This window comes from Ruegeria sp. CK2, from assembly GCF_056536585.1.
The window spans coordinates 1-843 of the sequence record NZ_JBQFPW010000071.1 but is presented as its reverse complement, the minus strand read 5'-3'; the positions used below and the strand labels follow the sequence as shown (position 1 = coordinate 843).

Below are 843 nucleotides of genomic sequence, written 5' to 3'. Positions count from 1 at the left end.
CGGTTCATCGGTTCATCGGTTCATCGGTTCATCGGTTCATCGGTTCATCGGTTCATCGGTTCATCGGTTCATCGGTTCATCGGTTCAGAGCCGTCGCTGCGCCCCGGCGCAGACAGCAGCACTTACCGGCTAAATCATCCTTACATTCTGACACCCGGCCTCGGGCCACCCATCACTCGTGGGTTTACAGGCCATCCTCCGATCCCGGATTCCGGATCGGATGGCCTGACGCGTTCGTCCCTGGCCGCCGTGACGCGTGCTGTGGCTGTGCGCGGTTTGGGGTCTGATGTGGTCCCCTCGCACTTTAACACCACTGGCTCAGACGACGCGGACGCAGCACCGCTAATCACCGGCGCCGGTTGGTGTCTGGTCGAAGCAACGCATCCGATCAATCCCAGCATCAATTCCCGCATTTATGCCAACCAACTGCCTGCTCGGCAGAACAGGCGGTGCCTTTCACCGATCGTGTTCAAACACGTTGGCGATGACCCTCACAGGAGAGTTTCAAAATGACAAACCAGTCCTCAGACACCCAGCCCGCCCTTCGCCCGCTTAACGTTTTGGTTCGGGCTGGTCGTTTGACCAAGTTCAAGGGCCAGGTGGCAAGTATTGCGCCTGGGCTTTCGGTTGTGGCGACGGCTGCAGTGCTGTTCACCGGCAGCGCAGCACAGGCGGACGATGAGTGCGGCAGTCCGACTAACGGCGTCGTCACATGTGCCGCTGACGCTGACGATAGCACTCCTGTTGTCGACCCCTACGATGATGGCATCACCTATACCGGATCAAATAACTTAACTCTGGAACTCAACGACCCAGACATCACGGTGAATGGCTCCGGGGTGC

Annotated in this window: 2 protein-coding genes; both read left to right on the top strand. The window is 58.7% G+C overall.

The genetic code is table 11. The annotated features are described in order from the left end of the window. The coding region (locus ACR0BU_RS24740; protein WP_480755791.1) for a hypothetical protein at positions 1-513 on the top strand (513 nt) is incomplete at its 5' end. Further along, on the top strand, positions 510-843 hold a 334-nt coding region (locus ACR0BU_RS24735), incomplete at its 3' end, for a hypothetical protein (RefSeq protein WP_480739586.1). The genes ACR0BU_RS24740 and ACR0BU_RS24735, both read left to right, overlap by 4 nt.